23 protein-coding genes are annotated in these 25,627 nt (G+C 61.0%); 13 read left to right on the forward strand and 10 right to left on the reverse strand.

The annotated features are described in order from the left end of the window. The first annotated feature begins 248 nt into the window (after positions 1–248). Complete coding sequence (locus ACTHND_RS16750; RefSeq protein ID WP_440179110.1) at positions 249–995, forward strand: TerC family protein; 747 nt, start codon at positions 249–251, stop codon at positions 993–995. Positions 996–1,069: 74 nt separating this feature from the next. Further along, positions 1,070–2,329 (forward strand): serine hydrolase domain-containing protein, encoded by a 1,260-nt coding sequence (locus ACTHND_RS16755; RefSeq protein ID WP_440179111.1) that lies wholly within the window; start codon positions 1,070–1,072, stop codon positions 2,327–2,329. Here ACTHND_RS16755 and ACTHND_RS16760 read toward each other — a convergent pair whose 3' ends face one another. Beyond that, positions 2,330–4,552: a primosomal protein N' gene (locus ACTHND_RS16760; RefSeq protein ID WP_440179112.1), complete on the reverse strand. Its 2,223-nt coding sequence runs from the start codon at positions 4,550–4,552 to the stop codon at positions 2,330–2,332. Positions 4,553–4,644: 92 nt separating this feature from the next. Between ACTHND_RS16760 and ACTHND_RS16765 the strand changes: the two genes are divergently transcribed. The 3 genes from ACTHND_RS16765 (at position 4,645) to ACTHND_RS16775 (ending at position 7,653) form a co-directional block, all read left to right on the forward strand. Then, the gene (locus ACTHND_RS16765) at positions 4,645–5,328 is read left to right on the forward strand and encodes a DUF484 family protein (protein WP_440179113.1); all 684 of its coding nucleotides are present in this window, start codon (positions 4,645–4,647) and stop codon (positions 5,326–5,328) included. A 337-nt stretch (positions 5,329–5,665) separates the two neighbouring features. Then, positions 5,666–6,580: a tyrosine recombinase XerC gene (locus tag ACTHND_RS16770; protein ID WP_440179114.1), complete on the forward strand. Its 915-nt coding sequence runs from the start codon at positions 5,666–5,668 to the stop codon at positions 6,578–6,580. Positions 6,581–6,639: 59 nt separating this feature from the next. Then, a complete protein-coding gene (locus ACTHND_RS16775; protein WP_440179115.1) occupies positions 6,640–7,653 on the forward strand; it encodes a LacI family DNA-binding transcriptional regulator in 1,014 nt (337 codons plus the stop codon). Here the strand turns inward: ACTHND_RS16775 and ACTHND_RS16780 are convergent. Then, positions 7,643–9,274, reverse strand: coding sequence for a tryptophan halogenase family protein (locus tag ACTHND_RS16780; RefSeq protein WP_440179116.1), 1,632 nt, complete (start codon positions 9,272–9,274; stop codon positions 7,643–7,645). The genes ACTHND_RS16775 and ACTHND_RS16780 overlap by 11 nt on opposite strands. A gap of 192 nt (positions 9,275–9,466) precedes the next feature. Between ACTHND_RS16780 and ACTHND_RS16785 the strand changes: the two genes are divergently transcribed. The 5 genes from ACTHND_RS16785 to ACTHND_RS16805 all read left to right on the forward strand — a co-directional run bounded on the left by ACTHND_RS16785 (position 9,467) and on the right by ACTHND_RS16805 (position 15,080). Further along, positions 9,467–9,943 (forward strand): (2Fe-2S)-binding protein, encoded by a 477-nt coding sequence (locus ACTHND_RS16785; protein WP_440179117.1) that lies wholly within the window; start codon positions 9,467–9,469, stop codon positions 9,941–9,943. A gap of 1 nt (position 9,944) precedes the next feature. Next, entirely contained in the window at positions 9,945–12,095 is a 2,151-nt protein-coding gene (locus tag ACTHND_RS16790) for a molybdopterin cofactor-binding domain-containing protein (RefSeq protein ID WP_440179118.1), read from the forward strand. Then, positions 12,092–12,979: an XdhC family protein gene (locus tag ACTHND_RS16795; protein ID WP_440179119.1), complete on the forward strand. Its 888-nt coding sequence runs from the start codon at positions 12,092–12,094 to the stop codon at positions 12,977–12,979. The genes ACTHND_RS16790 and ACTHND_RS16795 overlap by 4 nt, the downstream gene beginning before the upstream one ends. Next, positions 12,976–13,527, forward strand: a complete 552-nt coding sequence (locus tag ACTHND_RS16800; RefSeq protein ID WP_440179120.1) for a nucleotidyltransferase family protein — start codon at positions 12,976–12,978, stop codon at positions 13,525–13,527. Before ACTHND_RS16795 ends, ACTHND_RS16800 begins: the two co-directional genes overlap by 4 nt. A gap of 104 nt (positions 13,528–13,631) precedes the next feature. After that, the gene (locus ACTHND_RS16805) at positions 13,632–15,080 is read left to right on the forward strand and encodes a GH1 family beta-glucosidase (protein ID WP_440179121.1); all 1,449 of its coding nucleotides are present in this window, start codon (positions 13,632–13,634) and stop codon (positions 15,078–15,080) included. 237 nt (positions 15,081–15,317) lie between these two features. Here ACTHND_RS16805 and ACTHND_RS16810 read toward each other — a convergent pair whose 3' ends face one another. The 6 genes from ACTHND_RS16810 to ACTHND_RS16835 form a co-directional block, all read right to left on the reverse strand. Continuing rightward, positions 15,318–15,950: a DUF1989 domain-containing protein gene (locus tag ACTHND_RS16810; RefSeq protein WP_440179122.1), complete on the reverse strand. Its 633-nt coding sequence runs from the start codon at positions 15,948–15,950 to the stop codon at positions 15,318–15,320. Then, complete coding sequence (gene gntA, locus ACTHND_RS16815; RefSeq protein WP_440179123.1) at positions 15,937–16,632, reverse strand: guanitoxin biosynthesis heme-dependent pre-guanitoxin N-hydroxylase GntA; 696 nt, start codon at positions 16,630–16,632, stop codon at positions 15,937–15,939. The genes ACTHND_RS16810 and gntA overlap by 14 nt, the downstream gene beginning before the upstream one ends. Before the next feature lie 11 nt (positions 16,633–16,643). Beyond that, positions 16,644–17,612 (reverse strand): hypothetical protein, encoded by a 969-nt coding sequence (locus tag ACTHND_RS16820; protein ID WP_440179124.1) that lies wholly within the window; start codon positions 17,610–17,612, stop codon positions 16,644–16,646. 48 nt (positions 17,613–17,660) lie between these two features. Continuing rightward, a complete protein-coding gene (locus ACTHND_RS16825; RefSeq protein ID WP_440179125.1) occupies positions 17,661–17,876 on the reverse strand; it encodes a hypothetical protein in 216 nt (71 codons plus the stop codon). Further along, on the reverse strand, positions 17,876–18,031 hold the full coding sequence (locus ACTHND_RS16830; RefSeq protein WP_090647050.1) for a DUF3309 domain-containing protein: 156 nt from the start codon (positions 18,029–18,031) through the stop codon (positions 17,876–17,878). Before ACTHND_RS16830 ends, ACTHND_RS16825 begins: the two co-directional genes overlap by 1 nt. 137 nt (positions 18,032–18,168) lie before the next feature. Further along, on the reverse strand, positions 18,169–18,906 hold the full coding sequence (locus tag ACTHND_RS16835) for a GntR family transcriptional regulator (RefSeq protein ID WP_440179126.1): 738 nt from the start codon (positions 18,904–18,906) through the stop codon (positions 18,169–18,171). A 469-nt stretch (positions 18,907–19,375) separates the two neighbouring features. On the opposite strand from ACTHND_RS16835, the gene ACTHND_RS16840 reads away from it, so the two are divergent. From ACTHND_RS16840 to ACTHND_RS16850, 3 genes are all read left to right on the forward strand, one after another. Beyond that, a complete protein-coding gene (locus ACTHND_RS16840) occupies positions 19,376–21,898 on the forward strand; it encodes a family 20 glycosylhydrolase (RefSeq protein WP_440179127.1) in 2,523 nt (840 codons plus the stop codon). A gap of 10 nt (positions 21,899–21,908) precedes the next feature. Beyond that, positions 21,909–22,820: a glycoside hydrolase family 16 protein gene (locus ACTHND_RS16845; RefSeq protein ID WP_440179128.1), complete on the forward strand. Its 912-nt coding sequence runs from the start codon at positions 21,909–21,911 to the stop codon at positions 22,818–22,820. Between the two features lie 62 nt (positions 22,821–22,882). Next, positions 22,883–23,401: a pyridoxamine 5'-phosphate oxidase family protein gene (locus ACTHND_RS16850; protein ID WP_440179129.1), complete on the forward strand. Its 519-nt coding sequence runs from the start codon at positions 22,883–22,885 to the stop codon at positions 23,399–23,401. Between the two features lie 131 nt (positions 23,402–23,532). Here the strand turns inward: ACTHND_RS16850 and lpdA are convergent, their stop codons facing one another. Together lpdA and ACTHND_RS16860 are read right to left on the reverse strand one after the other, a co-directional pair. Further along, positions 23,533–24,939, reverse strand: a complete 1,407-nt coding sequence (gene lpdA / locus ACTHND_RS16855) for a dihydrolipoyl dehydrogenase (protein WP_440179130.1) — start codon at positions 24,937–24,939, stop codon at positions 23,533–23,535. Positions 24,940–25,045: 106 nt separating this feature from the next. Beyond that, a complete protein-coding gene (locus tag ACTHND_RS16860; RefSeq protein ID WP_440179131.1) occupies positions 25,046–25,588 on the reverse strand; it encodes a hypothetical protein in 543 nt (180 codons plus the stop codon). Positions 25,589–25,627: the final 39 nt, after the last annotated feature.

The following is a 25,627-nucleotide window of genomic DNA, read 5'->3' on the forward strand; positions in this document are numbered from 1 at the left end:
TCGACTTATGGGCATAAGCGCACGGGCGCTGATACACAGCACCATTACTGGCTATAGCCGCGGGCTCCTTAGCATAGGGTTTTTGCCATCGCAACCAAACAGGCAGAGATTCTTGAGCCTTAAGTCCACTTATGAGATCAAAGTTACGCGACCCACCGAATTGTTGACCCGCGCGCCTTGAGATTTGGCTTAATTCTTTTATTTATAATGGATATTACCGCCGCCTCCATTCCAAGAGACCAGATACCATGGCCGACCTGACCGCCCTTGCGACCAATCCTGCTGCCTGGGCAGCCCTCCTGACCCTGATCGTCATGGAGGTGGTGCTGGGGATCGACAACCTGATCTTCATTTCCATTCTGACCAACAAGCTGCCCGAATCGATGCGGGCGCGGGCGCGGGCCGTCGGCCTCTCCGGCGCACTGCTGATGCGGATCGCCCTGCTCTTCACCCTGTCGCATCTGGCCGGCATGAAGGAGCCCGTGATCTGGCCGTTCGGCCACGGCTTCTCATGGCGCGACATAATCCTGCTGGGCGGCGGCCTGTTCCTGGTTTACAAGGCGACCAGCGAGATCAATCACTCCACCGAGCACAAGGGCGAGGATGGCGACAAAAAGCCGCAGGGCAAGTCACTGGGTTTTGCCGCCGCCATCGCCCAGATCCTGATGCTCGATCTCGTCTTCTCCATCGATTCCATCCTGACCGCGGTCGGCATGACCGATCACCTGCCGATCATGATCATCTCAGTCCTGGTCGCCGTCTTCCTGATGTTCGTAGCCTCGGGTCCGATCTCGGCCTTTATCAACCGCCATCCGTCCATCGTCATGCTGGCGCTCGGCTTCCTGCTGATGATCGGTACGGTGCTCATCGCCGAAGGCTTCGGCTTCCATATCGAAAAAGGCTATATCTACGCCGCCATGGCCTTCGCCGCCTTTATCGAGGCCCTGCAGATGTTCGCGCGCGGCCGGGCCAAAAAGAGCGGCGATCACCACTAATTTTACTGCTCCGGTAGCTTTACGCGGGCGCTGAAATGGGCAAACAATCGGCCTGACGCGATTTTGGAGTCAGAATGACCGAGCCTACGCCCCGCGCCCTGTTGATGCGCCGTGACGTCCTGACGGGTATTGGCACCGGTTTGACTGGTGGCGCGCTCACCCTGTGGGCCGGCGCGACCCTGTTGCCGAAAGCGGCCGTTCATGCCCCCGACCTGTCGCCGCCCCATGCCGAACCGGTGGCGCCCCCACCGCCGCCGCCCTTGCTGAACTGGCCGTCGCTTGATACCCTGGCCGGGCAGATGATCGAACGCCACGTCACACCCGGCCTGTCCCTGAGCGTCATGAAGGCCGGCGTGATGCTCTATTCGGCCGGATTCGGCAATGCGCAACTGGCGCCGAAACATCCGGTCGATACCGGGACCGGCTTCCGCATTGCCTCGATCAGCAAACAATTCACCGCCGCGGCCATCCTGCTTTTGAGGGAGGCGGGAAAGCTCAGTCTGGGCGATCCGCTCGCGCGTTTCCTGCCCGATTTTCCGCGCGCCGATGTCATGACCCTGCGCGAACTGTTAAGCCATACGTCCGGCCTTGATGACTATCTCAGCGGCCGCCATGCCGAAATGCTGACGACAGCGCAAAGTCACGACTACACGCAACAAGGTTTGCTGGAAGCCATCAAGGGCGCCGATCCCCTGTTCCGCTGCCCGCCGGGGATGAAGTGGGTCTACAGTAATACCGGGTTTGCGCTTTTGGGTATCGTTGTCGAGCGCCTGAGCGGCCTGCCCCTGGCTGAATTCTGCCGCCAGCGCCTCTTTGGACCTGCCGGCATGACGCGCACAGCCATTGACCCGCTGACTACAGGCGATCCGGATATCTGCGAAGGCCACCGCGCCAACCGCCGCTTGCGCGATGGTTTCGGGCAGGTCTGGCCCGTCTCGGCCAGTTTTGCCGGCGGTTCGGGGGGCTTGCGTTCGACTTCAGCGGATCTCTGCCGCTGGCATTCCGCCCTGATGACCGGCAAGATTTTGAATACGGAAAGCCTGACCGAAATGTTGACCCCGGTGCGGCTGAAGGACGGCGCCTTCGCCCTGGATCGGGAAAATACCCGCTCGCCGGGCTATGGACTGGGGATGCGGTTGGGATTTATCGATGGCCAGCCCTTCTTTACGCATAGCGGCCGCATCAATGGCTTCACCGGCCAGTTGCTGAGCCTGCCGTTTGAACAACTGACCGTGGCGATGCTGTATAATTGCGACGGCGCCAATGACGGCGGTTTTTTCCCGTCTCACGCCGCCATGCGCGAAGAGGCGGTCAGGCTAGGGCGGAAAGCCTGATCACAGAAAACTATACGGGTCGATATCGACCACCAACCGGATGGCATTGGGCCGCTTGATTGCCGCCAGCCAGTGACTGACGAAAGCCTGCAAATCGCGGTTGCGGTCGGCCCGCACCAGGAATCGCTTGCGCCACTGCCCGCGCACAAGGGCCAGCGGCGCATCCGCCGGACCATAGACATCAACGCCTTCGGTATTCGGGATAAACAGCGCCAGCTCGCGCGAGAATTTATTGAGCAGAGTCTGATCCTTGGCGGTCAGGATCAACGCCGCCAGACGACCATAGGGCGGGAATTTCGCCACCTCGCGCGCCATCGATTCATAGGCGTAAAAGGCATCACGGTCCTGATGTTGCAGTGCCTGCATGACCGGATGCTCCGGCGTATAGGTTTGCAGCACGGCCTTGCCTGGCTTGAGCTTACGACCCGCCCGCCCGGTGGCCTGGGCCAATAGCTGGAAGGTGCGCTCCGCGGCGCGCAGGTCGCCGCCTTTCAGGCCGAGATCGGCATCGACAATCCCCACCAGGGTCAGGTTGGGGAAGTTGTGCCCCTTGGCCGCCGCTTGTGTGGCGATAACGATATCGACCTCGTTATCCTCAATCCGCTTGATCAGCGAGGCGGAAGACGCCGCATCAGGCGTGGTATCCGAAGAGAAGACCTCGGCCCGCGCATCGGGGAAGCGACTGTGGACCTCCTCCAGAATACGCTCCACGCCTGGCCCGACGGAAATCAGGCTATCCAGCGCCCCGCAATGCGGACAGGTCTTCGGCTTGCGCATGGAAAAACCGGTCAGGTGACAGACCAGCCGGCCTGAGGCGCGGTGCTCGACCAGCCAGGAATCGGTCTTGGGCGAGGTCATCTTCTCACCACACGCCTTGCACAGCACGAGCGGCGCATATCCCCGACGATTGAGAAACAGCAGGCTCTGTTCGCCCCGCTTCAATGTGGCCAGTATTTCACCAATCAGCGGATCACTCAGCCAGCGGGTTTCCCCATTCGGGCCTTTTTCTGGCGGATGCGCCTTCATGTCGATCAGCGAAATATCAGGCAGGACCGCCGTGCCGTGGCGCTGCTCCAGCCGGATCCAGGCATAGCGTCCCTTTTCGGCATTGGTCAGGCTTTCCAGCGACGGCGTGGCCGAGGCGAGGATAACCATGGCGCCATCAAGACGCGCCCGGAACACCGCCAGATCGCGGGCATGGTAACGCGCCCCCTCCTCCTGCTTGTAGGAGCCGTCATGTTCTTCATCAACCACGATCAGGCCCAGCCGCCGGTAGGGCAGAAACAGCGCCGACCGCGCCCCCACCACCAGCCGCACATGGCCCTTCGCCACGCCTTCCCATATGCGCCGGCGATTGCCGTTGGAAATATTGGCGTGCCATTGCGCCACCTCCACGCCGAACCGCGCTTCCAGCCGGCCGAGCACGGCCTGGGTCAGGGCAATTTCCGGCAGCAGGATCAGCACCTGGGCTTCCGGATCGGCGCGCAGGATATCGGCGACGGATTCGAGATAGACTTCGGTCTTGCCGGAACCGGTAACGCCATCGAGCAGGACCGGCGCGAAGGCGCCCTTGGCCTGCTCGATTTGCAGAAGCTGATGCGCGGCCGCCTGGTTGTCATTCAAACGGGCAGGCGCGAAGTCCGGATTTGGCTGCGGATACACCTCTTCCCGCGCCAAATCGACCTTTTGCAGCACACCTTCCTTTTCCAGCGCCGTCACCACGCCAGTGGAGACGCCCGCCGCCATGGCCAGGTCACCGAGCCCCATCGGCACCAGGGCGGTATCGAGCACCGCCTGCCGCGCCTTCGTCAGGCGACTGGGCTGCGCGCCGGTCAGTACATAGCCCTGTTTCGGCGCGGCGCGCGGGATTTTCAGCGCCCGGATGCAGCCATTGAGGAAAACGCCCGGCGGGGTCAGGGTCCAGCCGGCGGCCCAGAGCCAGAAATTGAGGCTGGCTTCCGGCACGATCGGATCGTCCAGCCTGGCCATCACCGCCTTGACGCGCGACAGATCTTCGTCCGCATCCGGCCTCTCGAAACCGATCACCAGGCCGCGCACCTTGGCATGACCCAGCGGCACAATGACATGTTCGCCAGCCTGCAAAACCAGGCCCGCCGGCACGGCATAATCCAGCGCCTCGGCCATCGGCGCGAGCACGACGACCTTGGCGATTAAGGTTACTTTTCCTGAGGATTCAAACAAATCGGAGGCGGCCGGACTCATGGTTTTAGCCTCTAACACGAAATCCCCCGCTTTGTCATAGCCGGAAGCGGAAACCGCTTCACAGACGCCCAAAGCCACACTATGGTGATGGCATGAGCACCGAAGGCGGCATAACCTTTCCTGATCTCGATAGCTGGCAGGCCATGCGCCGCTATCTGATCGAACACGCCGATGACATCAGGCGCGACACCGCCCTGCTGGAAACGCTGGGCCTGCAAAGCAAGACGAAACATCTGATCGATTTCGGCCCGGCCGCCTTGTCGCGCTTAGAGGCCCGCGCGCTCAAGGATTTTGACATCCGGCGCCAGCTTGAAATGACCGCCCGCGCCAATTTCGACGCCCAGAGCCAGACGCACGGCCTGGTCTTAAGCCTGATGGAAGCGCGCAATCATTCCGACCTGGCGCGCCGGCTGAATGAAGAGGTGCGGCATCGTTTCGGGCTGGTGGCCGCCACCATTGCGCTGGAAGATACCGCGCCGGTGCCGCTCGGCTGGAAAACCCTCGATTACGGCGGCGTTGACTACATCATCGGCGAAACGGGCCTGAGCCTGCTGGGGCCAGATGGCGTGTGCCGCGTGCTGTTTGACGACGACGTGAAGCGTGTCAAGTCGGCCGCCGTGTTGCGCATCGCCCTGTGGCGCGAAGGCCGGCCGGGCCTCGTGGCCTTCGGCTCCAATGATTTTGACGGCTTTTCGCCGGACATGGGCGCCGAACTGGTGGCCTTTGTCGCCCGCGTGGTGGAACGCGTCGCCGACCGCTGGCCGGTCCTCAGCTAGAGCGTTTTCCAATCTGATTGGTTCAGATCGGCGCTCTAATTTTATGTTTGAACGCACTTTTTAGCCCGAAAAGTGCGTCACACTTTTCGGAAAGTGCTCTAGGTTTTACCGTAATTTTTTCCAACCCGATCAAGCGGGTAAAGGATTCCTTACGGTTTGACCTTAAAATTGTCCACATGCCTTCCTATATTCAAAATTCAAGGATGCTCCCCTGCGTCTATGAGGCTTCCTTCCCCGACGCCCCCCTGAGGTTCGGCCAGGAGAAAGCCCTCTCACCACTCCTCACCATCCGTAAGGACGGGGAGGGAAGCCGCCCCGGCGCAGGGGAGTATTTCCTTTGACCCTTTTTGACGCCCAGATCGCATGGGTGAACTGGCTGAAAGACCAGAAACGGTGCTCGGCCCATACGCTGGAAGCCTATGGTCATGCCCTGCGCGGCTATCTCGACCATCTCGGCCAGTCCCTGCGCACCGATCTGACCCTGGAAGACGTAGTAGCGGTATCTTCCGGCGATATCCGGAGCTGGATGGCGCATCTGCGCGCAAAGGATAAGCCACTTTCGGCACGATCAATGGCCCAGCATCTTTCGGCCATAAAATCCTTTCACAGTTTCCTCGACCTGCACTTCGACCGGTCCAATGCCCAGGTGGCGCTGATGCGGGGCCCGCGCCTGAAAACCACCCTGCCGCGCCCACTCAATATCGACCAGATGCAGGGACTGCTCAACGAAACCCGGATGGATTCCGATCGGGACGATTGGGAAAATGCCCGCGACGAAGCCGTCTATATGCTGCTCTATGGTCTTGGCCTGCGGATTTCCGAAGCCCTGTCGCTGCGCGTAAAAGATACACCGCTCGGCGACAGCTTGCGCATCGTCGGCAAGGGCAACAAGATGCGCGCCCTGCCGGTCATCACGGCGGTACGCGAGGCGGTGGAGACCTATCGCCGCCAGCAGCCTTTTGCGCTCCAGCCGGAAGACAGGTTGTTCCGCGCCAAACGCGGCGGCGAGCTCTCACCGCGCCATGTCCAGGCCAGTATCCAGCACCTGCGTTCGCGCCTGGGCCTTTCCGACCGCGCCACGCCGCACGCCCTGCGCCATTCGTTCGCCACCCACCTGCTCGGATCCGGGGCCGACCTGCGCTCGATCCAGGAACTGCTCGGCCATGTGTCGCTGTCCACCACGCAGAAATATACCCAGGTCGATACCGAACGCCTGCTCTCCGCCTATGCCGCCGCGCATCCTAAAGGCTGATCTTGCGTGAACGCTAACATGGGGCTAAGCTCCCGATAAACCGGGGTTTTTACGTAATCATGTCAACCATCTACGATGTCGCCGAACTGGCCGGTGTTTCGGCGAAGACCGTGTCGCGCGTGGTCAATGAGGACAAGGCCGTCAAGGCCAGCACGCGTGAAAAGGTGCTGGCCGCCATGGCCCAGCTCGAATACCGCCCGAATGCCCAGGCGCGCAGCCTTCGCATGGGCGGCAAGACCTCCATCGGCCTGCTGCTTGAAGACCCGACCAGCGGCTATCAGGGCCGTTTTCACCAGGCCATGCTGGCCGCCTGCATGGAATCGCGCAAATACCTGGCCGTTGAGCTCTACGAGCAGGGAATGCCGGACTGGCAAGCCTATCTCGACCGCTTCATCACCGATGCGCAGATCAGGGACATGCTCCTGCTGCCAACCCTGTGCGATTTCGGTCCACTTAAAAGCTTCCTGAAAAGTCGAAATATCAATTGCGTGCTGATCTCGCCCTCCACGCCGGACAGCCATTACGCCTCCGTGGCCATGGATGACCGGCTGGCGGCACGCGATGTCGTCGAATACCTTTTCAGCCTGGGCCATACGAAGATCGCGCATATCGGCGGACATCCGGATCACGCCGCCTCTATCCTGCGCCGCAATGGTTTTTACGAAGCCTTCGATGCCGCCGGCATTCCGCGGCCACCGGCGGCCTATATGGAATCCGGATATTTTTCGTTCAAATCCGGCTTCGAGGCCGCCGAACGCCTGCTCGCCCTGCCCGACCGGCCCACCGCCATCTTCGCCTGCAATGACGAAATGGCGGCCGCCACCTGCTCGGTGGCGCACAAGGCCGGCCTGCGCATTCCCGATGACCTGGCCGTGGTCGGCTTCGACGATGCGCCGATCTCCTCGGCGGTCTGGCCTGCCCTGACAACAGTGCGTCAGCCCTATCTCGAAATGGCCCGCCGCTGCATCCAGATTCTCGATGATTCCCCGGACAAGGTCACAGCCAGCGATCGCCAGATCCGTCATATCATTCCGCATGAACTGATCGTGCGCGAAACCACGATCACATCTTGACCCCGCGCATACGGGGCGGTGGCGCCTGGCGCTCAACAAAGCCTTCCCTGTAGACGGCATCGACCAGATCGCGATGGCTGATCAGATCCTTTGAAGCCTGTTCGCCGAAGGCGGCGATCCGGGCGAAAAGCTGATCAGCCAGCTCGGTCTGATGCAGGGAAGGGCGGGCGGCCTCATAGTCGGTTTCGAAATTCATGCCGTACAGAATATACTGGTAGCTGAAGAAGGCGAAACTCTCATGATCCAGTACGAAATCAAAGCGTGACGGCGGACGAAATTTCCACAGGGCCAGCAGATCGCGCAGATGCGGCGGTATCGTCTCAGGCTTCGTATTGTCGACCCAGAAGGGCTCCGGGCGCTTGCTCAGACAGTAGTGCAGCTTGATGAAACCGATGATGGTCTCATAACGCCGCATCATGGACTCATTGAAAATCGTCGCCGACGCATCCGCCGGACCACTGAACGGGAAAAACTCGACGATCTTGTTGACGGCCGATTCGATCAGCACCATGCCCGTCGATTCCAGCGGCTCCAGGAAGCCGGCGGACAGGCCCACCGCGACGCAATTCTTCACCCACTGCTGCTCACGATACCCCGCGGCAAAGCTGATGTGTCGCGGAGAAATTTCGGCTTTGCTGGTCCGGCCGATATATTCGCGCAAAACTTCTTCGGCACGCTCGTCCGTCGTATAGTCAGACGCATAGACATAGCCTATCCCCCGGCGGTCGCTGAGGGCGATATCCCATGTCCAGCCGGCTTCATGGGCCGATGAGACCGTGTAACTTTCGAGCTGGCAATCCGAACAGTCATGCGGCACCTGGGCGGTGACCGCGCGGTCAGTAAACAGGATATCGCGGATCGGCCTGAAAGGGGCCTGGAGCGCCTTGCCGATCAGTTCGGCACGAAAGCCCGAGCAATCGACATAAAGCCCGGCTTTAAGGTCGCCATGCTCCGCCGTGGCCACATGGTCGATAGCGCCATCGGCCGCAAGGCCAACACCGGTCAGATTGCCGGAGAGATGATGAACGCCCAACCCCTTGGCAAATTTCGCCAGCACACCGGCAAACCGGTAGGCATCGAAATGGTAGGCGTAGTTCAAAGGCCCTTGATAGTGCCCCTGATGGATAGCCTTCGGCGCCAGGCCGGCATCGGCCACTTTTTTCTGGAAGGTGACCGCCTGGGCGAAGGGCGGGCGCTTGTCTCGGTCTTTCAGGAGCCAGTACGGCACCAGATTCAGTTCTTCGCGCGACCAGTAAGGCGCTTCGAAAGGATGAAAGTAATGGCTGTGTTTCAACTGGCCGTTGGGTTCGCGCTGCGGCGGCGTTTCCCAGTCATCAAAGCGGATACCCTGTTTGAAAGTGGCATGGCTTTCACGCATGAATTCCGCTTCATCTATACCAAGCGAACGCAGGATATTGCGGATCGTCGGAAACGTGCCCTCGCCTACCCCTATGATGCTGATGTCCGGCGATTCCAAGACGGTGATCCTTGGACCACCCATCCGGTCCGTACCGAGATTTTTAGCCAGATAAGCGGCCGTCATCCAGCCCGCCGCCCCGCCGCCGACGATCAGAACCTCGCGCGCTTTTCTTTCAGAGGCGGACGTATCAGTGTGGCTCATCTCGATTGTTTCGCTGTTTTGTTATTGGGCGCATCGGCACCATTCTCTTATATGATACGGTTTTGTATAAGTTTTCAAGCACGTTCAGGGCTTTCGACCGCTTCGTAACCGGAAGTAGTCCCATCGCATCAATCCGCTTGCGTGATCTGCGCGCGCGGGCTTAATCTGGCCGTAACAAAAGGGAGAAACCGCATGATCACCCTGACCGTCAACGGAAAACGTCGTGAGGTCGATGCGCCGGAGGAAATGCCGCTTCTGTGGGCCCTGCGCGATGAACTCGATCTCAAGGGCACCAAGTTCGGCTGCGGCGTGGCGCAGTGCGGCGCCTGCACCGTCCATATCGATGGCGAGGCGACCCGCGCCTGCGTGACAGCGATCGGTTCGCTCGACGGTGCAAAGATCACCACTATCGAAGGCATTGGCGACACCCGCGAAGGGCAGGCACTGCAAACGGCCTGGCTGGAACTGGATGTCATGCAGTGCGGCTATTGCCAGGCCGGCCAGATCATGACCGCCGCCGCCCTGCTGGCTAAAACGCCGAAACCGGATGACGCGGCGATCGATGAAGCCATGGAAGGTAATCTCTGCCGCTGCGCCACCTACAAGCGCATCCGCGCCGCCATCAAGTCGGCTTCGGGCCAGCCGGTTGATGACCTGAGGAGCGCCTGACATGAAAACAACGCGCAGACTGTTCCTCCAGGCGGGCGCCGGTATCGGCGGCGGGCTTATGCTGGGCTTTGGCCTTGCCAGGGCGGAAGGCGCACAGGCGCTCACCGACTATGTCAGCATCGCGCCGGACGGCCTGATCACCATCATGGCCAAGAATCCGGAAATCGGCCAGGGTGCGAAGACCCTGCTGCCCATCCTGATCGCCGAGGAACTGGACGCCGACTGGACGAAAGTCCGAATCGAGACCGCGCCTTCGGACGAAGCGCGTTACGGGGCGCAGTTCGCCGGCGGCAGCATGACCACGACGATGAACTGGGAACCGATGCGCCAGGTCGGGGCGGCCGCGCGCTGGCTGCTGATCGAGGCGGCGGCGCGGAAGCTGTCAGCCCCGCATGATGCCTTCACCACCGCCAAGGGCCAGGTGATCCATGAAAGCGGCAAGTTCTTCACCTATGGTGAACTGGCTGGCGATGCGGCAAAACTGACGCCCCCGGCGGTGGAAAACCTGAAGCTGAAAGACCCAAAGGATTTCAAGCTGATCGGCCAGTCGCAGAATGGCTATGACAGCCCGAAAATCGTCAGAGGCGAACCGATCTTCGGCATCGACATGACCCTGCCGGGAATGGTCTACGCCGTCTATGTCAAATCGCCAGTCTATGGCGCGCGGCTGCAAACCTGCGACCTGACGGCGGCGAAGGCCATGCCGGGCGTGACCGATGTCTTCATCCTGAAAGGCACGGACTGGCACGGCTTGCAGGATGGTATCGCCATCCTGGCCAAAAGCTGGTGGTATGCGCAAAATGCCCGTACCGCACTGGAACCGGTGTGGGACGACGCCATCGGCGCGCCCCACGACAGCGCCCTCTACCTCGAACAAGCGAAAACGCTGGTCAAGGGCAAGGGAGACATCAAGCAGCAAAGCGGTGATATCGATGCGGCATTGAAAAGCGCGGCGAAGACTGTCGACGCCTTTTACGACGTGCCCTTCCTGGCGCATGTGCCGATGGAACCGCAGAACTGCACGGCCCGCTTCACCGCCGCAGGCGTTGAAATCTGGGCGCCGACCCAGGTGCCAAACAGCGGCAAGGAACTGGTCGGCAAGACGCTCGGCGTGCCCCCCGATACCGTCACCGTCCACATGCGGCGCGCCGGCGGCGGTTTCGGCCGGCGGCTGGAAAACGACTACATGGCCGAGGTGGCCGCCATCGCCCAAAAGGCCGGCAAACCGGTCAAACTGGTCTGGTCACGCGAGGACGATGTCGCGCACGATTTCTTCCGGCCCGGCTGCTATCACAGCTTACGCGCCGGTGTGGATGCGGCGGGCAGGCTCACCGCCTATGCCTGCCACAGCGTTACCTTTAGCCGCGACGGCCAGGTGGCCCAAGGGGCCGGTATCGACGGCAACGCCTTCGCGCCGCTGGTGACGCCCAATTTCCGGCTGGAGCAATCGCTGATCGAGACCACCATCCCGACCGGCTACCTGCGCGCGCCGTCGTCCAATGCCCTGGCCTTCGTCCATGAAAGCTTCTGGGACGAGATCGCCCATGCGGCGGGCCAGGATCCGGTCGCCTTCCGGCTGGCGCAGCTCGACGCTCACCTGAACGACAAGGCCAATTACAATCCGGCGCGGATGCGGGCCGTGCTGCAAACCGTCGCCGAGCGCTCGAACTGGGGCAAGGCGTCACTTCCCAAGGGAGAAGGTTTGGGCATCGCTACCTATTTCAGCCATCGCGGCTATTTCGCCGAAGTGGCCCATGTCCGCGTGGCGGATGACGGCCAGTGGCGCGTGCTCAAGGTCTGGGCGGTCGGCGATGTCGGCTCGCACATCATCAATCCGACCGGCGCGTTCAATCAGGTCGAGGGTTCGGTCATGGACGGCATCGGCTCGATGGAGGCCGAAATCACCTTTGAAAAAGGCCGCGCCGTCCAGAGCAATTTCCACGATATTCCGATGATGCGGATGCCCAAGGCGCCGCAGGTCGATGTCCATTTCGTCACCAGCGACTTTCCACCGACCGGCCTGGGTGAACCCGCCCTGCCGCCGGTCATTCCCGCCGTCGCCAACGCTATTTTCGCCGCCACTGGCATCCGGATCCGCAAACTGCCGATCCTGCCGGAAACCCTGGCCATCAAGCAAACGGCCAGCGCTTGATCCTGCCGACGCCTGCCTATCGTGACTTCGTGCTGCCGGCGCTGAGGAACTGGCGCAAGGCCGGCCGAAAGACCGCCCTGCTCACCCTGATCAGCACCACCGGCCAGTCACCGCGCCCGGTCGGTAGCCAGTTGGCCGTCTGCGAGACTGGGGAGTCGTGCGGCCTGATCACAGGCGGCTGCGCCGAGGGCACCCTGGTGCTCGATGCGCTGGAGGCCATGCGCCTGGGTGAAAACCGGGTCGAACTTTATGGCGAAGGCTCGCGCTTCAAGGACATCACCCTGCCGTGCGGATCGGGCCTGAAGGTCTTTTTCGATGTTGGGGTCAGCGATGCTGAAATCGAACGCATCATCGCCGGCCGGGAAGCACGCCAGCCGGCTTCGATGACCATGTCCGCGCGCGGTGAACCTGGGTACGCGCGTCATTACCTGCCCGCCTGCCGGCTGGTCACCATCGGACAGGGACCGATTTTGGAGGCCCTGGCGCAGATGGCGCCGACTCTGGAAATCGAACTTGATATCTGGTCGCCCGATCAGGCGCTGGCGACGCGGCTGCATGGTCGTCACCTGACCGCGCCGGAGGACTTTGACGCCGCCCTTGATCGCTATTGCGGCGTGGTAACGGTTTTCCACGACCACAGCTACGAGCCGCCAGTTTTGCTGAAAGCCCTGCAAAGCGAGGTCTTTTTCATCGGCGCGCTCGGCAGCCGCAAGGCCCATAACCGGCGGCTGGAAATTCTGGAAGACATGGGCGCGGAACCCCACATGCTCAGGCGCATCCACGGCCCGGTCGGGCTCGATATCGCCGCCGCCTCACCGCCGGAAATTGCCCTGTCGATCCTGGCGCAGGTGGTCGAGCACTGGCGCCGGAGGGTGGCGGCATGAAGCGGTTTTCCGCGGTCGTGCTGGCGGCGGGCGCATCACGCCGTTTCGGACAGGATGACAAGCTGTGTGCCGAATTTGACGGCAAACCGATCCTCAGTCATGTGCTTGGCGGCCTTGCCACCCTCGGACTTGGCGAAGTGCTCGTGGTCGCCCGCGCACCGTTGGAGAACGTGCCTCATATCGTCAATCCGCACCCGGAAGCGGGCATGGGCCATTCGCTGGCCCTGGGCGTGGCGGCGCTGAAACCCTGTGACGCCGCCTTTATCGTGCTGGCCGACATGCCCCTGATCGTGCCTGATCTCTACTGCGACATGGCCGTCGCCCTGCCCGGTTATGATATCGTTGTCCCCGTCCATAACGGCCAAAACGGCCACCCTGTTCTTTTTTCATCCACCTGTTTCGATGACCTGCGTCGTCTTTCCGGAGACCATGGCGCCCGCGACCTGCTGCGATCAGGTCGTTATAATGTCCACCGCATCGAAGCCGGCGGCTTTATCCTCGCCGATATCGACGCACCCGAAGACCTCAACCGGCTAAAAACGTCTTGACTACCGAATGATAAAATTTCATTCCGCCCCGTTGACATCGATGTCAGTTTCAAGCACCTGTTGAGCAAATACGGACAAAAACACTGCGCTCACAGGAAACCCTCATGAATCGCCGCGAACTCCTGACCTCCGCCCTGGCCTTGGGTGCCGCCACCCTGGCCCCCGCCGCCCAAGCTAAGAAACCCGGAAAGTTCGTCGAAGGCACCTTCCCCGAAGGGTTCATCTGGGGCGCCGCCACAGCCGCCTATCAGGTGGAAGGGGCGTGGAATGAAGACGGCAAGGGCGAATCCATCTGGGACCGCTTCACCCTGGTGCCTGGCAAGATCCTGAACGGTGATACGGGCCGCGTGGCCTGCGACAGCTATCACAAATACCTGGAAGACGTGGCCCTGCTGAAGGCGATGAACCTGAAATCCTACCGCTTCTCCACCGCCTGGACGCGCATCCAGCCCGATGGTACCGGCCCGGCCAATCAGAAGGGCCTCGACTACTATTCCCGTCTGACCGATGCCCTGCTCGAAGCCGGCATCCGCCCCCTGCCGACCCTCTATCACTGGGACTTGCCGCAGGAACTGGAAGACCGTGGCGGCTGGCCCAACCGCGACACCGCCCAGCGCTTCGCCGACTATGCCGATATCATGGCGCGTGCGCTTGGCGATCGCATCGAAAACTGGTCGCTGTTCAACGAATCCAAGGCTTTCACCCAGATCGGTTACTGGCAGGGCGCCTGGGCACCTGGCCGCAAGGATCCGCTGGCCTTCTTCAAGGCCACACACACCGTCAACCTGGCGCACGGCATGGGCTTCAAGGCTATGAAGGCGGTCAATCCGGGCTTGAAAATCGGCTCGGTGTTCGATGTGTCGCCGCAGATTGCCTCGACCGAGTCAGACGCCGACAAGGCCGCCGCCGTCTTCATGGACAAGCTGTCGAACCTGTGGTTCGTCCAGTCCGTCCTGACCGGCGCCTATCCCGAAGGCGTCCTGCCGGCGGACAGGCAAAATGAACTGCTGGGCTTCCTGCCGGGCGACGACAAGCAGATGCAGGCGGACCTCGATTTCATCGGCATCAACTACTATTCGCGCACCCGAGTCTGGGATGCACAAAAGCCCTCCGGCGTGCCCGGCCTGCTGTTGCCCGATACCGAATGGGCCTTCGGCGACCACGAAAAGACTGATTTCGGCTGGGACATCTATCCGCAGGGCTTCTACGACATCCTCAAGCGGATGCAGGCCGTCACCGGCAGCCGTCCGATCGAGATCACCGAAAACGGCGCCGCCTATAATGTCGGGCCCGATGCCACCGGCGCGATCCACGACCCCAAACGCATCGCCTATTACAAGGGCCACCTCGATACCTTGTCGCGCGCCATCCATGACGGCGTGCCGGTACGCGGCTATCATGCCTGGAGCCTGATGGACAATTTCGAATGGGCGGCAGGTTACAGCCAGCGTTTCGGCTTGACCTATGTCGATTTCGCCAATGATCAGAAGCGGACAATCAAGGATTCCGGCAAGTGGTACGCCCAGGTCGCCACGGCCAACCGCACGATTTAAAATGCGCGCCACTTGCACATCGGCGCCGGATTAAATTTATGACATCGATGACAATAACGCTTGACGGCCGGCACGGACTACGGGAAAACTCCCCGCCATAGCCGCGAGGCTATGCTTGAAGGGTGCCGAATCTGCTGTTTCGCGCGGATGAGGCCCGTTCTTCCCCAACTGGCTGTTTCGGTCTCAACCCCCGAACACAATATTCCCGTGAAGCCCCTGGTCTTCACGGGCTTTTTTTTAAATCGCATCCAGTTGCACAGTCTCGATGACATAATGGATAGGCTTGAAAGCATAGTTGTTGGATTGCAGGGCCGAGCAGGCGGTCAGGGCGACGATCAGGTCCATATGGGCCTCAAAGAGGATGTGATCCCCGGCTTTGCTCTTAGGCGCGTCAACCGTGAATGAGCCATCTGGCGCGATATTGACGTTCATGAAAATATTGAACGCGGTTGGGATCTGGTCAGGGGTCACGCGATAGGGTTCAAGCGCATGAGCCAGATTGCCGTAGCAGCCCTGGTGCGGATGTTCATCGCCATAGATGATGCGGAACGTATCCTTCGAGCAGGGTGTCAGCAGGAAATCATGCCGCCCGACCGTATCCTCTATAATCTTCAGCATGATGTTGGAGCGGTTGGAATAGAGCGGATCGCCGGTCGTCAGGAACAGCTTCGAGGCATAGTCAAGCGAGCGACCGGACGAGATGACTTCGTTGATATCGTGGGCATTGAAAGCCAGCATGTCCGATACCTGCTCGCCCTGGGGGTCAATCACCCGCAGGCGCTGGCCGCGGTTCAGCCGGAAGGCGGTGCCGTGACGAGCGGGAATTTCAATACGACGGCCCTCGGTGGTCATATCATCAGCAATCATCATGCAACTCCTCATGATGCGGTTCGAAGGGGCACCGCCAGTTTTCGGAAACGGCGCGGCCGCTATATTGGCGCGCGGCGGATATATCGCCATGCACGGCCAGCATCGGATTGGGTGTGCCGGCCAAGGCGATATCGCGGCTGATAATCGCCTGACTCAAGGTTTCATAACGTCCCTGGGCGCGCAGGCGCTCGAACTGGTCGTGCGGATTGAAGACCAGGGCCGGCGTGATGAAGCGCCGCGCTGGCCGGCTGCTTTGCGGGTGCAGGCCAATGAGAAAGAAGGCTTCGCCGCCGAAGCTGAGCGAAAAATGCGGATCGCCGGCATCGGGGCTGACGCGCGGGTCGTAGGGTTGGTGCTTCGCTGCATCGATATCAGACAGAGCCTGCACCCTTCGCCACAGGGCCTGCTCGAACCCCTTTTCCGATAAATCTTCCGGGCCACGAAACAGCACCGCCAGACTTTGAAACGGTTGCGGATCAGCCTTGTAGCGCGCGGCGAACCCGGCCAGGGCGGCATGGATGCGGGCATCGTCCGCCGGGCAGCGGATATCCGCAGCCACGACAATATCGATATGATCGTGATTGAGCGCCGACTTGGCACCGACACAAGGGTATTTTGCTTCACGGATCATGGCACGGAACTGCGCGGTCAGGTCGTCAGCCTTGATATCAGTCATGAACATGGGAATACTCGCTATGCAATTAGTCTTTTCAGGGCCGCGGACAGGCGGTTCATGGAAATGATCTTGTCTCGCCACGACAGGGCGATCACCGGGCCGACATCGGTCTTGTTGACGTCGACGATATAGAGGCGGCCATCCCGGTCGCGCAGGATATCCAACCCGCCCCAATCAAGGCCCATGCGTGCGTTGAAGGCCGTAATCAGCGCCAGTTCCTCAGGTGAATAGACCTCGGCCGGATCGCGAAGAACAGCCTTGCGGTTATGGATGGCGAAGCGGCCACCTTGAGGTTTGAGCTTAACCCAAACCACCACAGGTCGCCCGCCGACGCAGGGCGTGCGCAGGTCGCGGCAATAGCCATCCGGCCCGGCCGTATCGATCAGGCGCTGATAGCACCAGCCGTCACGACGCTCTGTTGGCGCGGCAACAATACGCCCGTCATGGACGCCATTCCGTTCGGATTTGGCGACTATCGCGCCTTGGGCCGTTTCCGGGTCGACCAGCAGCGGGTAGCCGAAAACCTGTTCAAAAACCCTGGCAACATGACCCTTGCTGATATCAGTGCAGGCAAAATTCAGCCGGCGTGCATTCAGGCTGGCCGGCGGTTGACCCGTCGTAACATCATCAAAATACACCACCGCGTCGGCCTCGGATTGGCGCCCCCCGCATTCGATACCGGCCCATCGCGCCGCGCCGCCGAGCAGATACCACGGGCGCGGCCGATCCGGCACGAAGGCCAGGCGCTTCACGGTCCGGCGCTTCAACTGCGCCCAAGTGGCCACCGTCATCAGGATGGCCAGCCACACCACCCAACTGGCGATTTCGGCCACCAGATGGCGATCGATCTGCAACCGTATGGCGGTCTTGCGGATTTCCAGACATCCGTCACGCCAGGCAAAATCCCGGTACCATGGCGGGACGGGTGCAGGCGCGTGACTTACGGACGCGCCAGGCGGATGTCTTGCGTCTGACACAAGGCCCATTGAATCAGCTCCGGTTTCGCACGATGCGCGCCGTCAAAATCTGAAAATCTAGTTGGTTTTCTTTTCGAGGGCGTCGCCGGCTTTTTCGACCGGATTGCGGTCCTTGAGCTGATCGCCGGCCTTATCGACGCCCTGGGGCAGGGCTTCCACCGCGTCACCGACACGTTCGGGGCCGCTGCGCCTATCCGGCATGTTGAGCAGGAAGATGACGACGATGGCCAGGAGGGCTGCGCCACAGAGGATATAGATACCGTTCTTGCCCATCACAGTCGCCCCGTCAGGACGAGGATGATGACGATAACTGCCACCAGGCCGAGGCCACCGCTCGGCCCATATCCCCAGCTCCGGCTGTGATTCCACGACGGCAGGGCGCCGATCAAGAGCAGGATCAGGACGACAATCAGTATGGTGCCCAGCATGGCGCAAACTCCCTCAAATCTGTGTGTGAGGTCGAGCATACTGACGCGCACGTAAGGATTACATGCGCAGCCCCGCCGCGAATTGTAAGTGCGGGATGGCCGGCTATGGCTCGCCGACGCGCGCGATAACCGCCAGATCAAACGCGACTAAGCTCGGCCACCACGTCATAGGCGTCGCCGCGATACCAGCTCTGAGTAAATTCGGCGGCGCGGCCATCAGCGAGGAAGCCGCGACGTTCGATGAACAGGCCGGCATCTCCCGGGCGGATGCCGAGGATTTCCGCCTGGTCGGCGCTAAAGGATATGGCGCGCAGGCGTTGCAGGGCGCGTACCGGTCGGTTTCCGGCGGCATCCAGCGCGGCATAGAGCGAATCCTCGACCACACCGGGCGCCGGCAGGCAATAGCCGGGAATGGTCGAATTTTCGAGCGCCATGGTCTGGCCGTCGGCATAGCGCAGGCGCTGGAAACGATAGACGAGCGTACCGGGCGAGAGGCCCAGCGACAGCGATTCCTCAGGTGTCACGGCTCCGGCCGATTTAGACAGCCATTCCGAATGCGGCACGCGACCGCGCGAGATCATGTCCTCGGAAAAGGACGACAGCTTGGAAAAGCTTTTTTCCACCCGGCTGGCGACGAAAGTGCCGGCGCCCCGGCGGCGCGTGATCAGGCCCTCGCTGACCAGACCATCGACCGCCTTGCGTACGGTCAGGCGCGAGACGCCGAACTCCTCCGCCAGGTCGCGCTCCGGCGGAATGGCCGCCTCGGGGCTGAGCACACGCGACAGGATGGCATCCCGCAGCACCTTCTGAAGCTGCATGTACAAGGGTGCCGGATCGTCGCTGACCAGCCTGCCGACGGTTTCGATAAATGACATCTGTTCTTCCCAATTGTTTTAGGTCTGTTTTTGGTCGGCCATCCATCAAAAATCGTATGCGGATCACCACTCGAAAAACGCCGTTTTGAATGTGCAATCTATTGCACTGGTATTGTCGCGTCAATCCTTGGCAAGGCGAATTGACCTGATAGCCGGACTAAAACGACCAAGATAAACGACGGCAATACCGAAATTTCTCCCTTAAAAAACAGATATATATTAAAAGCAAATTTTGCGTTTAATTACCAGTTGCAGGATGGCACCTTTGGCGGAGGCGAAGGATTAAAAAATTGGTATTATCTGATCACCCCATCAAATTAAGCAATAAAATCAATTTGAAATAAGATCGCAATCCCCACATTGGTTCTATATTGGATATTCAAATACCCGATACCGGTCCTGTCAAAGAATTGACAAGCCGCAGGGAGTGCGCCAACCTGCCTCACGAAAAAAGAGATTGGGGAGAGGCATGGATATGCCGCACACATCATATAACCTTAAGGGGCTGCTTGCCGCCGCCCTGCTGTCTGCCACGGCCCTTATGCCGGTCGGGACCGCCGTCGCGGCGCCGGCTGCAGCCAGTTTCGCCGATCAGCTTGGCTACAAACTGACCGTCGTGCCCAATGGCACGCAGGACGGCTTCAATACCCGCCTCGACCTGACCCTGCCAAAAAGCGGCGCTCCCGTCGGCGACTGGGCGCTTTATTTCGGCTCGGTCAGTCCGGTGGAGCCCGTCGGCGGCAGCGTGTTCGACCTCACTCATATCAATGGCGACAATTACAAGCTGACACCCAAGGCCGGCATCACCTTCACGCCTGGCGAGACCTATTCGTTCACCTGGGCCGGCCACGCGCCTTCCGAATACCTGGCCATGCCCAATGCCTATATAGTAGTAGATGGCGCTCCCCCTGCCACCATCGCCGCCTCGCGCACCAAATTTGACCCGGCGACCGGGCTCGAATCCCTGCCTTTTGTGACGCCGATAACCGACGAGGCCACCACTCGCAAAGGCCCGAACGACGCCACACAATGGCTGACGCCGGAACGCGCCTTCGTGCAGAACGCCTCCCGCAAGGTAGCACAGGCCAAGCCCGACATCATCATCCTGCCGACTCCGGTTTCAGCGAAGCACCTGGGAGGCCAGGCCCTCAATCTGACCACTGGCATTGCGGTCAAGCTCAATGGCCTCGCCATTTCGGATATCAAGGCGGCCCTCGATGCCTCCCGCCTGAAATTGTCGTCGCATGGTGTGCCGGTCGAGATCAGCATCGCTGCCGGCCAGCCAGAGTCCTATCACCTGCTGGCGCAGAGCGGGAAAATAACCATCACCGCCGCCGATGCCGCCGGCGCCGCCTACGCTATCGAGAGCCTCAGCCAGCAGGCGGCTTTCGAGCATAACCGCCTGAAGCCGATCGAGATCAGCGATGCGCCGCGCTTCGGTTTCCGCGGCCTGCATATCGACCTGGCGCGCAACTTCCATTCCAAGGCTTTCATCCTCAACACCATCGACCAGATGGCCGAGTACAAACTCAACCGTCTGCACCTGCATCTTGGCGATGACGAAGGCTGGCGGCTGGCCATCGGTGCCCTTCCCGAACTGACCGAAATCGGCAGTCATCGCTGCCATGACCTGAAGGAAGACACCTGCCTGCTGCCGCAGTTAGGCGCCGGTCCGCAGGGCTCGAAGATCGTTGATGGCTACTTAAGCCGCGCCGACTATATCGAGATAGTCAAGGCCGCCGCTGCCCGTCATATCGAGGTCATTCCCTCGTTCGACATGCCGGGGCATTCGCGCGCCGCCGTGCGTTCGATGGAGGCGCGTTATCGCCGCCTGATGGCCGATGGCAAGCCGGACGCCGCCAATGAATTCCGCCTGCAGGATCCGGAAGACAAAACGGTCTACGACTCGATCCAGCACTATAACGACAACACGCTGAACGTCTGTATCCCCTCGACTTACCACTTCATTGAAACGGTGATCGACGATATCAAGGCGATGCACGACGAGGCCGGCGTGCCGCTGAAGATCTACCATATCGGCGCCGATGAAACCGCCGGTGCCTGGACCAACTCCCCTGCCTGTCAGGCCCTGGTGAAGGCAAAGGGCCTCGACCCGGCGCACATGACGCCCTATTTCATCACCCAGGTATCGCAGATGCTGGGCAAGAAAGGCATCGAGCCCGCCGGCTGGAGCGACGGCATGGGCCATGTGAAGCCCGATGAGATGCCGAAGCAGGTGCAATCCAATAGCTGGGGCGGCCTGTTCAGCGGCGGCGTGGCCGAAGCCTACGCCCAAGCCAATCGCGGCTGGGATATCGTGATGTCGACGCCCGAAGTCCTCTATCTCGACATGCCCTATGCGCCCGATCCAAAAGAGCGCGGCATGGACTGGGCCTCGCGCGGCACCGATCTCTTCAAGGTCTTCGCCTTCATGCCGGAAAACCTGGCGGCCAATGCCAGCGTGATGACCGACATCCAGGCCCACGGCCAGACCATCGCCGATACCGAACCGCTGGAGGCCGGCCGTAAGATCACCGGTATGCAGGGCCAATTGTGGAGCGAGGGCGTGCGCGCCGACAGCATCGCCGACTACATGTTCTATCCGCGCGTGCTGGCGCTCGCTGAGCGCGCCTGGCATACCGGCGCCTGGGAGCCCGCCTATGTCGCCGGCAAGTCCTACAGCTATGGCGATCGCCAGGTCGATGGGAAGGCGCTGCTGGCCGACTGGCAGACTTTCAATGACCGCCTGACGCCGCGCCTGGCCGAACTGGATCGGGAACAGGTCGCCTACCGTCTGCCGCCGCCCGGCGCCCGCATCACCGGAGGTATTTTCGAGGCCAACCTGGCCTATGGCGACCTCAAGATTCAGTATCGCCTCAAAGGCGGCAAATGGCGGACCTATCGTGACGCCGTGGCAGTGAAGGGGCCGGTCGAGGTACGGTCGGTGGCGCCGAATGGCCGGCGGTTCAGCCGGATCGTTAAAGTAAAATAGGGGGAAACACATGCACAGACAAAGGCTCATCGGTGCGGCCGCTTTTATAGTCCTGACCGCCAGCGCGCTTTCGGCCTGCGGCGGTGGCGGTGGTGGCGGGATCAGCACCGGCGGCGGCGGTTCATCTTCATCCTCGTCATCATCATCGTCTTCTTCGAGCAGTTCATCCTCATCGAGTTCGATCGGCGCGCCGGCAGGATACAGTCTCGTTTGGGAAGACGATTTCTCGACCGACGGCCTGCCGGATTCCACCGTCTGGTCATATGACACCCAGGCCAACGCCACCGGCTGGTACAATAATGAAAAGCAGTACTACGCCTCCGGACGTCTGGAAAATTCCAGCATCACCGGCGGCATTCTGTCAATCACCGCGCGCAAGGAAGACCTGACTTCGGCCGCCGATTATGGCGGTCAGCACTATACCTCGGCCCGCCTGATCACCCAGGGCACGAAGAGCTGGACCTATGGCTATTTCGAAGCCCGCGCCAAGCTGCCCTGCGGCCAGGGCACCTGGCCGGCCATCTGGATGCTGGGGGAAAATGGTTCCTGGCCCGGCGCCGGCGAAATCGACATCATGGAACAGGTCAATTCCGACACCACCATCTACGGCACGATCCATAACCAGCAGACGGTCAATACCGGCGTCACCGGCGGTACGCATATTTCCGTGCCCACCGCCTGCACAGATTTCCACATTTACCAGATGACCTGGACGGCGGAAAAGATCGAGATCGGCGTCGACGGCACGGTCTACCAGACCTATACCAACGCCCATACCGGCCATGACCAATGGCCCTTCGATGAGCCGCAATTCCTGCTGCTCAATCTGGCGATTGGCGGCGACTGGCCGGGCGCGGTCGATGACACCATCTTCCCGAAAACCTTCCAGATCGACTACGTCAAAGTTTATCAGAAGCCTTAGGTTCGCTGATCGCATCCTTATGCCCCGAAGCCTATGCTGAGCCTCTTTCTAAGGAGCTTTACATGGACACGCTGCATGGCGCCGAGGCGCGCGAAAAAATCTGGTCGTTGATCAAGGATATCCGCGTGGCGCAACTGGCCACGACCGATGACTCAGGCCGCATCTTCCACGCCCGGCCGATGATCGCCCAGAACCTGCAGGATTCGCAGGATGAGTTTGACGGCACACTGTGGTTTTTCACCTCCGACGACAGCCGCAAAGCCCACGAGATCGCGCACAATTCTCACGCTCTGCTGACCTATGCCGATAACGGCAAACAAGCCTATGTGTCGGTTTCCGGCCAGGCCTATCTGGAACGCGATCGCGCCGTCATCGATGAATACTGGAATGACGCCAACAAGGCGTGGTTCCCTGAAGGCAAGGACGATCCGCATCTGGTCCTGATACGCTTTGAAGCCGAGGATGCCGAATTCTGGCATGGCCCCGGCCCGGTCATTATGGGCCTGGCCTATTTGAAGACGCTGGTGACCGGGGACCAGCCGGATGTTGGCAAGTTCGGCAAGGCAAACCTCCAGCATTAAACTTATGGGGTTTGGGGCCTGCGGCCCCAAGTCTTCTATTTTCCAAGAAAAAACCCGGCCTTTTGGGGCCGGGTTTTTTCTTGGAACAACGCAAGGTTTGTGGGGCCGCAGACCCCACGCCCCATAAGCTATTACATCTGCATGGTCCAGTTTTCGACGCCCATGGCCGCCTGGCGCACCGCTTCCGACCGTGTCGGGTGCGGGTGGCAGGTGCGGGCCAGGTCTTCCGACGCGCCGCCAAAGGCCATCAATACGCAGGCTTCACCGATCATTTCACCGACCTGCGGCCCCATCATGTGAACCCCCAGCACCTTGTCGGTCTTGGCATCGGCGATGAACTTCACAAAGCCCTCGATCTCGTGGTTGATCTTGGCGCGGCTGTTGGCCATGAACGGGAACTTGCCGGTCTTGTAGGCCACGCCCGACGCCTTGACCTGCTCTTCGGTCTGACCGACCCAGGCCACTTCCGGCGAGGTATAGACGACCGAAGGCACCAGGTTGTAATCAACGTGACCGGCCTTGCCGGCGATCAGTTCGATACAGGCAACCGCGTCTTCTTCCGCCTTGTGCGCCAGCATTGGCCCAAGGATCACGTCTCCAATGGCCCAGACGCCCGGCGCAGAGGTCTTGAAGTGGTTGGTCGGGATAAAGCCGCGCTGATCCGGCGTAACGCCCACCGATTCCAGGCCGAGGCCCTTGGTGAACGGACGGCGGCCAATGGCGACCAGCACCACGTCGGCATTCAGCTTTTCCTGCGCGCCGCCGGCGGCGGGTTCGAGCGTCAGTTCCACGCCCTTCGCGCTGGTCTTCGCCGAGGTGACCTTGGTGCCGAGCTTGAAGGCGAAGCCCTGCTTGGTCAGCGTCTTCTGGAAGGCGGTGGCGGTTTCGGTATCCATGCCCGGCGTGATGCGATCGAGGAACTCGACCACGGTCACCTGCGCGCCGAGGCGGCGCCAGACCGAGCCCAGTTCGAGGCCGATAATGCCGGCGCCGACGACAACCAGCGACTTCGGCACGGCGGACAGCGACAGGGCGCCGGTGGAATCCACAATCTGCTTCTGGTCGACATCGACGCCCGGCAGCGGGGTCGGCTCGGAGCCGGTGGCGATGACGATGTTCTTCGTGGTCAGGTTCGAGGTGGTGCCGTCATTACCCGCGACCACGACCTTTCCAGGGCCGGTGATCTTACCGAAGCCGGCATAATAGGTGACCTTGTTCTTCTTCATCAGGAACTCGACGCCCTTGGTAAGCGCCGTGACGCTGTCCTGCTTGGCCTTCATCATCTGGACGAGGTTGAGCTTCGGCGCCGGCACCTCGATACCGATGGTGCTGAACTCATGACCGGCCGCCTCGAACAGTTCCGAAGCGTGCAGCAGGGCCTTCGAGGGCATACAGCCGACATTCAGGCAGGTGCCGCCCAGCACGCCGCGCGACTCAACGATCGCGGTTTTCAGGCCAAGCTGGCCGGCGCGCACCGCCGCATTATAGCCGCCGGGACCACCGCCGATGATCACTACGTCGAAATTGTCGTCAGCCATGCGAAAGCCCTCTCACATAAGGAAATCTGTTGAGCGTTAGCTAGGAGCCTCACCCCTTCGGGTCAAGTCAATTACGCAAGGCTTGAGGACTTTTTTGCGCCCTGGGTCAGGACAGCGCGGCGCGCCCGACCTTCGGTATCGGCCGGAACCGTGACATGTAGATGAAAAAGCCCAGAACCAGGGCTACCAGGGTCAGGGTATAGCGCGGATCCCAGCCGGACAGCACGTTGAAAAGCTTGTCGGCCAGGCCCAAGCTGCGGTCGCCATTGGTCAGGTAGGTCAGGATCAGGTCGGCGGCGAAACCCAGCATATAGATGAAGGCGGCGCGGAAATTGCCATTGGCATGAAGAAAGGCCGCCAGCAGGTACAGCGTAATAACCGCGCCCCACAGCCAGACCACAGGCTGGTTGTCGGTGACGATCGCCGTCACCGCCGTATCGCCCTGGATGGAATCAGTTATCGGCGCGGCCTGTTCGCCAGGCATAGGCGCATTGAAACCGCCGGAATAATCGGTGGAATCCATCGAGCGCGCCGTGATCGTCGGGCCGTTATCGACCGGCGGAAACAGGAAGGCTTTGACAACCGGGAAAGCGATCCAGGCGACATAGACAATCACCACCAGAACCAGGAAGCCCCTTACATACTTCATCCTGTCACCTGCCCATCAGTTATGGTTAAGACGAGCTTA

Origin of the sequence: Asticcacaulis sp., assembly GCF_051954415.1 — a bacterium.
Classification (GTDB): Bacteria; Pseudomonadota; Alphaproteobacteria; order Caulobacterales; family Caulobacteraceae; genus Asticcacaulis.

Excerpts from the sequence above, each read along its gene's own strand:
- ACTHND_RS16755 (WP_440179111.1), top strand. The coding sequence starts at position 1,070 with ATGACCGAGCCTACGCCCCGCGCCCTGTTGATGCGCCGTGACGTCCTG.
- ACTHND_RS16845 (WP_440179128.1), top strand. The coding sequence starts at position 21,909 with ATGCACAGACAAAGGCTCATCGGTGCGGCCGCTTTTATAGTCCTGACC.
- lpdA (WP_440179130.1), bottom strand. The coding sequence starts at position 24,939 with ATGGCTGACGACAATTTCGACGTAGTGATCATCGGCGGTGGTCCCGGC.
- ACTHND_RS16805 (WP_440179121.1), top strand. The coding sequence starts at position 13,632 with ATGAATCGCCGCGAACTCCTGACCTCCGCCCTGGCCTTGGGTGCCGCC.
- ACTHND_RS16790 (WP_440179118.1), top strand. The coding sequence starts at position 9,945 with ATGAAAACAACGCGCAGACTGTTCCTCCAGGCGGGCGCCGGTATCGGC.
- ACTHND_RS16765 (WP_440179113.1), top strand. The coding sequence starts at position 4,645 with ATGAGCACCGAAGGCGGCATAACCTTTCCTGATCTCGATAGCTGGCAG.
- gntA (WP_440179123.1), bottom strand. The coding sequence starts at position 16,632 with ATGTTCATGACTGATATCAAGGCTGACGACCTGACCGCGCAGTTCCGT.
- ACTHND_RS16820 (WP_440179124.1), bottom strand. The coding sequence starts at position 17,612 with ATGGGCCTTGTGTCAGACGCAAGACATCCGCCTGGCGCGTCCGTAAGT.
- ACTHND_RS16840 (WP_440179127.1), top strand. The coding sequence starts at position 19,376 with ATGGATATGCCGCACACATCATATAACCTTAAGGGGCTGCTTGCCGCC.
- ACTHND_RS16835 (WP_440179126.1), bottom strand. The coding sequence starts at position 18,906 with ATGTCATTTATCGAAACCGTCGGCAGGCTGGTCAGCGACGATCCGGCA.
- ACTHND_RS16850 (WP_440179129.1), top strand. The coding sequence starts at position 22,883 with ATGGACACGCTGCATGGCGCCGAGGCGCGCGAAAAAATCTGGTCGTTG.
- ACTHND_RS16830 (WP_090647050.1), bottom strand. The coding sequence starts at position 18,031 with ATGCTGGGCACCATACTGATTGTCGTCCTGATCCTGCTCTTGATCGGC.
- ACTHND_RS16810 (WP_440179122.1), bottom strand. The coding sequence starts at position 15,950 with ATGATGATTGCTGATGATATGACCACCGAGGGCCGTCGTATTGAAATT.
- ACTHND_RS16780 (WP_440179116.1), bottom strand. The coding sequence starts at position 9,274 with ATGAGCCACACTGATACGTCCGCCTCTGAAAGAAAAGCGCGCGAGGTT.
- ACTHND_RS16800 (WP_440179120.1), top strand. The coding sequence starts at position 12,976 with ATGAAGCGGTTTTCCGCGGTCGTGCTGGCGGCGGGCGCATCACGCCGT.
- ACTHND_RS16785 (WP_440179117.1), top strand. The coding sequence starts at position 9,467 with ATGATCACCCTGACCGTCAACGGAAAACGTCGTGAGGTCGATGCGCCG.
- ACTHND_RS16825 (WP_440179125.1), bottom strand. The coding sequence starts at position 17,876 with ATGGGCAAGAACGGTATCTATATCCTCTGTGGCGCAGCCCTCCTGGCC.
- ACTHND_RS16775 (WP_440179115.1), top strand. The coding sequence starts at position 6,640 with ATGTCAACCATCTACGATGTCGCCGAACTGGCCGGTGTTTCGGCGAAG.
- ACTHND_RS16750 (WP_440179110.1), top strand. The coding sequence starts at position 249 with ATGGCCGACCTGACCGCCCTTGCGACCAATCCTGCTGCCTGGGCAGCC.
- ACTHND_RS16760 (WP_440179112.1), bottom strand. The coding sequence starts at position 4,552 with ATGAGTCCGGCCGCCTCCGATTTGTTTGAATCCTCAGGAAAAGTAACC.
- ACTHND_RS16860 (WP_440179131.1), bottom strand. The coding sequence starts at position 25,588 with ATGAAGTATGTAAGGGGCTTCCTGGTTCTGGTGGTGATTGTCTATGTC.